The organism is Treponema sp., assembly GCF_045657965.1.
Lineage (GTDB): Bacteria > Spirochaetota > Spirochaetia > Treponematales > Treponemataceae > Treponema_D.
In genome coordinates this window covers 1-7506 of record NZ_JAZOUG010000349.1, presented here as the reverse complement: position 1 = coordinate 7506, position 7506 = coordinate 1, and the positions used below count along the sequence as shown (strand labels likewise).

Genomic DNA, 7506 nt, shown 5'->3' with positions numbered 1-7506 from the left:
TCTTCAGAAACAGCAGGAGTTTCTTCTGCCGGAGATTCTTCTGTAACTTGAGGAGTCTCATCCCCTTCAGAAAGAACAGCTGAACCGTTTGCATTTTCATCAAGACTTCCTGCCCGTTTTGTCACTTTAACCTGAACATTTGAATTCGGCTTAATTCTCAATGCTTCAGCTGATTCAGGAGAAAGAAGAATTGCAACACCTTCACTCGGATCAATTGAACCAAGAATCAAAACATCAACAGAACTGCCGGTGGCGGGGTTTGTAACTGTTACACTGTCTCCCGGCAAATAACCGACAGTTCGGGCAAAAAGGCCGCGCGGCATTGTACCGCTTTCTGCGACTACTGCCCGGCCATCAAGAGAAGGGCGGGCGGCTGCAAACAAAGTAGCAACTGTAAAAATTGTCAGAATAAAGAATGTTATTTTTTTCATAGTTCCCCTCTTCTATTTATTTCTTATCTGATTGTTTATTTTATATGCAACAAATCCGGCAAAATCTGTTAAACCGGCTTCATTATTATTCTTCAGACCTGCTTTCTCAGGAGCGGCACTGCCTTCAAAAATCTGAATACCGGTATCAACTTCATAGCCTTTCCATTTTACATTTTTAATATTTTCTAAAAGAAAAGCTTCTGGATTTGACGAATCACTTGTATTATAAAAAAGTTCAATTCTTACAAGAACTTCCATTCCACCGATACGGTTTTCATCAAGTGAAGCACGGAGAGCACCTTTGTTTTTTTCTTCAGTATCGCTGATCCAGACTGGAGAGCTTGAAACAATATTGCCTGTATCAAAAAAATAGTCTGTTATGTTCTGCTCAAACAGATAAGATGTAGACCAGACTTTCTCCTGACCAGGATTATTCTGAATAATCTGAATCGAAAGAGATTTTGAAAATGCTGCAGAAGCACTTAAAGCAAATAAAGCATAAAAAATTAATTTTACCCACCGTTTATTCATAAAAACCCCGACAGATTTTTTCTCTGTCTTTATGAATATCGGAATTTAAAAACGGAAGTTTAGAAAGAAAAATAAGAGGGAGGCTCTATCTCAATTACACGCGTTTTTCCGTCTTTTTCAGGAATTGAAAGGCTGCTCGAACACAAGAGCAGATTTTTGATTTTCAGGTATTTTTTAGCGAGTTTGTTTAATTTGAAATTCCCATGCTTATCATCACCGCAAATTGGAGAACCTGCCGAAGCAAGATGGATTCGAATCTGATGCATGCGGCCGGTTCCAAGTTTCAGATGGATTTTTGAAAATGTGAGCGGAATAAGCTTAGAAGTCTTTTCTTCCGGATTATCAGAAAAAACCGGTATTTCGATTGTTTTTACATTCTGAACTTCAAACTGTGTAACTGCAGTCTGCTCACGCTGAGTTTTACCGTTTTTCTTAAAAACGCTGTCTGAAATTGTGCCGGATTTTTGTTTTTTCCCATTAATGACAGGCTCGCCAAAACAGATTGCCGTATATTCTTTCTGAACCTGCTTTGAGGCAATTAAATCTATCCATTTTGATGCAGCCTTTGAATTTTTTGCGACAACCATAAGGCCGCAGGTTTCTTTATCAAGACGATGTACAAGATGCACTTTAAAACCAGCCTGTTTTGAAAATTCTTCATCAAGAGGATGAGCAATTCCCTGCCCGCCCTGAACAGCAACGCCTGCAGGTTTATTTATTACAAAAATTTCATCATCTTCAAAAAGAACAGGTATCTTATTCATGCGGACATAATACTGAAAAAACTGAAAATTGTCACACGAATAATATAATCAGTGGAAATCTGTGGATAAATAACTTATAATTTCTCTATGCGTAAAATTTTCTTTTTGATCTGCGGATTTTTTTTCACTTTTTCTGCTTTTTCTGAAATCATCACTTCTGAAAAATTTAACTATTCAATTGACTTTCCGGAAGGCTACCAGATTCTTGATATGGAAGAAGACGAAACAACTGTCATTTTTAAGAATAAATACCTTGAAGCACATGCACTCATCAAAGTCTGGCCTGATTCAAAATTTTCTTCATCAATGGAGGCTTTAAAAGACACTCTTTCCCGTATAAAAGCTACTTCCGAATATTCTGAATGTATATGGCGAAGGCAGAAATGTTCGATTGCTTCCTTTGAGAGCCAGCTTCTTTTAGAAGACGGGAAAGCATCTTCAGGATGGGCAGCATGCATTCCCCTTCCACAAAAAAAGGGATATCTTTCCATTCTTTCCTACTCCCCGAAAGATGTTTTTGAAGACCTTGCTCAGATTCACGTTTCACTTTTAGATTCAGTTTTAATTGATGCAGGCAGTTTCCGTGAGCCGGGCCTGATTACAGCAGCTTTTTATCCAAGGAAATCTCCCAAAAAAATAAATTTTACAATTAACAACCACAGTATCTCAACTCAGATTGACTCAATTGATTCTGAAGCCAGCCAGTTCGTAATTGACCGGGAATTTGCAGTATTTTCTTTCTATGCTTCACACAATCTTCCTGAAATGTTTGACGCATGGGTCCGCTTTTACCGTCTTTTAGCCCGCGATTCGATGGAACGGGTAAAAAAAGTTTCGTTTGACATCTACACAGCATTAAAAGAAGACTGCGAAAAAAAAGATACTTCAAATCCAGAGGCTGCTCTTGCGCAGACTCTTCTTTACTGGGCTCAGGATTTTAAATATGAACGGAAATCTTCAACAGCTGATAAAGCAGACATTGAAAGTATTCCTGCAATTCTTGAAGGCGGCTCAAGCGACTGTGACGGAAGGTCTCTTCTTTTAATGTGCATTTTAAAAAACTGTTCAATTGACAGCTGCATGTTTATTTCGGCACAGTACAGCCATGCACTTTTGGGAGTCTGTCTTCCGGGAAAGCAGGGACAGACAATTCATGTAGCTGATGAAAACAATGGCAAAGACTATCTTGTCGGAGAAACCACAGCAAAAGATCTCACGCTGGGACTAATGCCGGCTTCAATGGCCGACCGCAAAAACTGGCTGAGCGTTGAATTGCCGTAAAACAAGTTTTGTGCTATAGTCGTTCATACATTTTCGGGCTATAGCGCAGCTGGTTAGCGTGCTTGTCTGGGGGGCAAGAGGTCTCGGATTCGAATTCCGATAGCCCGACTTTGAGCGGATTTTGTCATAAACTGAAATCCGCTTTTTTTATTTATAATCTGTGCTAATCTGTGAAAATCTGTGGATAAAATTTCCTAAAATCAGTATAATTTTTAATGCTATGTTAGACAAAGTTTTATCCGTAATTTTCGGCTCGCAGAACGAGCGTGATGTAAAAAAATTAATTCCAATCGTAAAAGCAATCAACGATAAAGAAGAATGGGCAAAGTCATTGCCTGCAGAAGATTTTCCAAAGCAGACTCAAATTTTTAAAGAACGTCTTTCAAAGGGCGAAACTCTTGACGATATTCTCCCGGAAGCTTTTGCACTCTGCCGTGAGGCTGCCTTCCGTGTCCGTGGCGAGCGCGCTTATGACGTTCAGCTTATGGGTTCAATCAACCTGCATCAGGGTAAAATCACCGAAATGAAAACCGGTGAAGGTAAAACTCTCGTTGCTGTTGCTCCGGCTTACCTCAACTCTTTGAGTGGGCTTGGCGTTCATGTCGTCACAGTAAACGATTACCTTGCTGAACGCGATGCAAACACAATGCGTCCGGTATTCTCATATCTCGGCGTTACTGTCGGAACCATTCTGTCTAACATGGATAACGCAGTCCGAAAGGAAAACTATAACTGCGACATCACTTACGGAACAAACAACGAATTCGGTTTCGACTACCTGCGCGACAACATGCAGATTGAAATGAGCCGCAAAGTTCAGCGCGGTTTCAACTACTGTATCGTCGACGAAATTGACTCTATCTTGATTGATGAAGCACGAACACCGCTCATCATCTCTGGTGCCGGAGAAGACGACACCTTCAAATTCTATGAAGTCGATAAATATGTAGAGCTCTTCGAAGAAGCTGAAAAAGACCCGAAAACAGACGACTACTACGATGAAGTCGATATGACGCCGGAAGAGCGTGCAGCCCTTAAAGGCGACTACAAAATCGATGAAAAATCAAAGCGAGTTTCGTTCACCGATAAAGGTATGAACAAAATCGACTCAATCCTTCATCAGCACAACTTGATTGCACCGGAATCAACTGTTTTCGACGAAGAGAACTTTGAATACGTCCACTACTTCACTCAGGCAATCCGCGCACACAAACTTTACAACAAAGATGACGAATACGTTATCCGCGACGGAAAGGTTGAGATTGTCGACGAATTCACAGGCCGTATCCTTGAAGGCCGACGCTATTCAGACGGCTTGCATCAGGCTATCGAAGCAAAAGAGCATGTAAAAATCGCCCAGAGAAACCGCACGATGGCAACCGTCACATTCCAGAACTTCTTCCGAATGTACACAAAACTTTCCGGTATGACAGGTACTGCCGCAACAGAAGCCGTCGAATTCCAGAAAATCTATAAACTCGATTGTGTCGTCATTCCGACAAACCTTCCTGTTGCCCGTGTTGACGAACAGGATGAAGTCTACCTCAACGAAGAAGACAAATGGAACGCAATCGTAAAGGAAATCCGCGAGGCCCACACAAAAGGTCAGCCTGTTCTGGTCGGTACTGTCTCAGTCGAAAAATCAGAACATCTTTCTGCCCTTCTTACAAAGAACGGAATCCGTCATGAAGTATTGAACGCAAAGAACCACGCACGAGAGGCTCTTATTATCGCTGAAGCAGGTGCAAAAGGCGCAGTCACTGTTGCAACAAACATGGCAGGTCGTGGTACTGATATCAAGCTCGGCGGAAGCTATGAACAGCGCGCATTGAGCAAAGTCGGAACAGAAGCAACACCGGAAGAATATCAGGCAGCAGTCAAAGTCGAAAAAGAAAAATGGCTCAAAGACTATGAAGAAGTAAAAGCACTCGGCGGTCTTTACGTCATCGGCTCTGAACGCCATGAATCACGCCGTATCGACAACCAGCTCCGCGGTCGTTCCGGCCGACAGGGTGACCCGGGACGCTCAAAATTCTTCATTTCTATGGACGACGATTTGATGCGACTCTTCGGCGGCGAACGCATGAAGAACATCATGAGCAGGATCGGTATGGAACCGGGAGAACCAATCTACCATCCGTGGCTCACAAAGGGAATCGAAAAAGCTCAGAAGAAAGTCGAAGAGCGAAACTTTGAAATCCGAAAGAATTTGATTGACTACGACGACGTATTGAACGAGCAGCGCGAATTCATCTATCAGCAGCGCGATTCAATTCTCGAAGACGATAACTTGAGCGAGAGAATCATGGTAACAGCCAAAGATTACCTCGACGAATGGTTCTCTGAATATGCACACTCAAAGAAAGGTGCAGGAATTAAAGAACTTACCGAAAACATCAAGACAAACTTCGGCGTCATGCTTCCTCCGGAAATGCTCGTTGAAGACAAAGTACTCGCTCTCCTGCAGAACGACATCACAGAAAAAGAAACACTGGTCGGTCATGAGCAGTTCAACATGTTCATCCGCTATCAGTACATTCAGGCAATCGACCGTAAATGGCTCGACCAGCTTGAATATCTCGACGGTTTGCGTGAAGCAGTTCACTTGCGCGGTTATGGCCAGCACAACCCGCTCACTGAATACAAAATCGACGGCTTCAACCAGTTCGACGCAATGATCGAAAAAATCCGTATCGAAATTGCAGGCAGAGTCTTCAAAGTACGCATTCAGATTAACCCTGCCCCACAGGCTCCACGCCAGGCAATGCAGGGGAACGCACAGCACTCAGAAGCTCAGAGCATGAGCGAGCAGGCAGCCGCTCAGGGCCGTGGAGCCGCAATGGCACGAAACGCCAAAGACTCAGCAGGCCGCACAATGGCAGGTGCAAGCACCGGTCAGAGCGTTACAGTGGTACGAAGCGGCCCTAAAGTTGGCCGTAACGACCCGTGTCCATGCGGAAGCGGCAAGAAATACAAGAACTGTCACGGCAGATAATGCCTGTTTTTTATGCAGTCAGTACAGGACCTGGAAATCCGGAGTTTGTTACGCTTCAAGCCCTCCGTGTTCTCCGGTCCTGTGAAATTATCTTTTATCCTCAGAGCGAAAAAAACACAATCGCACTTGATACCCTGAAATTTCTTGAATCTGAAATTGAGCTTTCTGAGAAAACACTTGTTCCGTGCACATTTTCCATGACTAGCGACAAAGAAAAATCTGATTCTGAATACGAAAAAATTGCTTCACAGTGTATTCAGTTTTTATGTGACGGTAAAGATGTTGCCATGCTTTCAATTGGGGATGTCTCACTTTACTCAACGGCCCTTCGCACAGCCAGACTCATTAAAAAGGCTGTTTTTGAAGTAAAATTTATTTCAGGCGTTAATTCTTTTTCTGCGGCCGCCTGTTCTGCTTCACTATCACTTTGCGAAAAAGACGAAATGCTTGCGATTATTCCTGCTGATTCTTTTTTCAAAGACGGAAAACTTGAAGAGGCATTAACAAAAGAAGGAACGAAAGTTCTTATGAAAATGGGACGATATTTGAAGGAAATAATTCATCTTCTTGAAGAACTCAATCTGATTCAAAACGCGACTCTCGTACAAAAAGCAAGTCTTAATGACGAAAAGATTTTTCATGGCAAAGAAATCTTTTCAATGACTGAAGCTGATTTTAACAACGCCTATCTTTCTGTTATTATCATTAAATAAAAATGCGGATTAAACTGATTCAGTCTAATCCGCTATGCTTATTTTATTTTCCCATTGTAATTCGGATTGTCTTTGTACAGCTTGTTTCGCTTCCTAAATCCCAGCTGAAGCTTGCTGCGCTATCCGTACCAGAAGGTAATGAACTTGTTTTATCTTCAAATACATTCATGTGGCTGAAGTCAGAATTATCATAAGCCCCGTACCAGAGCCTGCTTACATTATCTACACCGTATGCATTTTTAAGCACAACGGTAAAGTTGTAGTCACTACCCTTCATTACAAAGCCGTTATCTGTTTCTTCTACCGTTACGCTGTCGTTAGTTGAGTCAGTAGAACCTGCAATAGTACCAACGAGCGTGTCGATTGAAGCACCGAGTTTAACTTCCTTTCCACTTGTATTTTCAAGAGCAAATGCAAGTGAAAGATACGGAGTTTCTCCTTCGTACTGGAATGAAGGCGTTACAGTGAGTGCAATGCCAGGATTTTCAGCTTCTGAAATTGTGGTCCAGTTAGAATCAATCGTATAGAACGATTCTGCACTTCCGTTTTCGTTAAGCTTAATCCAGTAATCAGTTCCGCCGACGTTTGCGACAAGCTGGAAGCCGCTCTGAGCAAATGAACTTTCGTACCAGGTAGACTTATCCGGAGTTCCAATAATATCAATTCCGCCGAAATAGCCGTTTGTAAAGGCAGAACCGTCTGCAAGGAGCGAGCCGAATCTGTAAGCAATCGTTGAATCGTAACAAGTTGAAGGCATTTCGTAAGAATATTCAAGTCGGAGGCCAAGCGGT

The 7506-nt window shown here is 42.4% G+C and carries 7 protein-coding genes, 1 tRNA gene and 1 pseudogene; 5 read left to right on the top strand and 4 right to left on the bottom strand.

Annotated elements, in window-relative coordinates; all coding sequences use genetic code 11:
- From ACKI5B_RS13185 to ACKI5B_RS13175, 3 genes are all read right to left on the bottom strand, one after another.
- On the bottom strand, positions 1-431 hold a 431-nt coding region (locus ACKI5B_RS13185), incomplete at its 3' end, for a hypothetical protein (protein WP_407429525.1).
- Between the two features lie 12 nt (positions 432-443).
- The gene (locus ACKI5B_RS13180) at positions 444-962 is read right to left on the bottom strand and encodes a hypothetical protein (RefSeq protein ID WP_407429523.1); all 519 of its coding nucleotides are present in this window, start codon (positions 960-962) and stop codon (positions 444-446) included.
- A 59-nt stretch (positions 963-1021) separates the two neighbouring features.
- Complete coding sequence (locus ACKI5B_RS13175; protein WP_407429521.1) at positions 1022-1726, bottom strand: RluA family pseudouridine synthase; 705 nt, start codon at positions 1724-1726, stop codon at positions 1022-1024.
- Positions 1727-1813: 87 nt separating this feature from the next.
- Between ACKI5B_RS13175 and ACKI5B_RS13170 the strand changes: the two genes are divergently transcribed.
- The 5 genes and pseudogenes from ACKI5B_RS13170 to cobI all read left to right on the top strand — a co-directional run bounded on the left by ACKI5B_RS13170 (position 1814) and on the right by cobI (position 6715).
- Positions 1814-3007, top strand: a complete 1194-nt coding sequence (locus tag ACKI5B_RS13170) for a hypothetical protein (protein ID WP_407429519.1) — start codon at positions 1814-1816, stop codon at positions 3005-3007.
- Between the two features lie 34 nt (positions 3008-3041).
- Positions 3042-3115 (top strand) — tRNA-Pro (locus ACKI5B_RS13165).
- 112 nt (positions 3116-3227) lie between these two features.
- Positions 3228-5736: pseudogene (gene secA / locus ACKI5B_RS13160) on the top strand (preprotein translocase subunit SecA); the annotation flags it as partial.
- A gap of 35 nt (positions 5737-5771) precedes the next feature.
- Complete coding sequence (locus tag ACKI5B_RS13435; RefSeq protein ID WP_486401679.1) at positions 5772-6002, top strand: SEC-C metal-binding domain-containing protein; 231 nt, start codon at positions 5772-5774, stop codon at positions 6000-6002.
- Positions 6002-6715: a precorrin-2 C(20)-methyltransferase gene (cobI, locus tag ACKI5B_RS13155; protein WP_407429515.1), complete on the top strand. Its 714-nt coding sequence runs from the start codon at positions 6002-6004 to the stop codon at positions 6713-6715. The genes ACKI5B_RS13435 and cobI overlap by 1 nt, the downstream gene beginning before the upstream one ends.
- 43 nt (positions 6716-6758) lie before the next feature.
- On the opposite strand, the gene ACKI5B_RS13150 is transcribed toward cobI, so the two are convergent.
- Positions 6759-7506 (bottom strand): hypothetical protein (locus tag ACKI5B_RS13150; RefSeq protein WP_407429513.1); only part of this gene is annotated, 748 nt, incomplete at its 5' end.

Coding starts and splice junctions, on each gene's coding strand:
- ACKI5B_RS13180 (WP_407429523.1), bottom strand. CDS start 962: ATGAATAAACGGTGGGTAAAATTAATTTTTTATGCTTTATTTGCTTTA.
- ACKI5B_RS13175 (WP_407429521.1), bottom strand. CDS start 1,726: ATGAATAAGATACCTGTTCTTTTTGAAGATGATGAAATTTTTGTAATA.
- ACKI5B_RS13170 (WP_407429519.1), top strand. CDS start 1,814: ATGCGTAAAATTTTCTTTTTGATCTGCGGATTTTTTTTCACTTTTTCT.
- ACKI5B_RS13435 (WP_486401679.1), top strand. CDS start 5,772: ATGCAGGGGAACGCACAGCACTCAGAAGCTCAGAGCATGAGCGAGCAG.
- cobI (WP_407429515.1), top strand. CDS start 6,002: ATGCCTGTTTTTTATGCAGTCAGTACAGGACCTGGAAATCCGGAGTTT.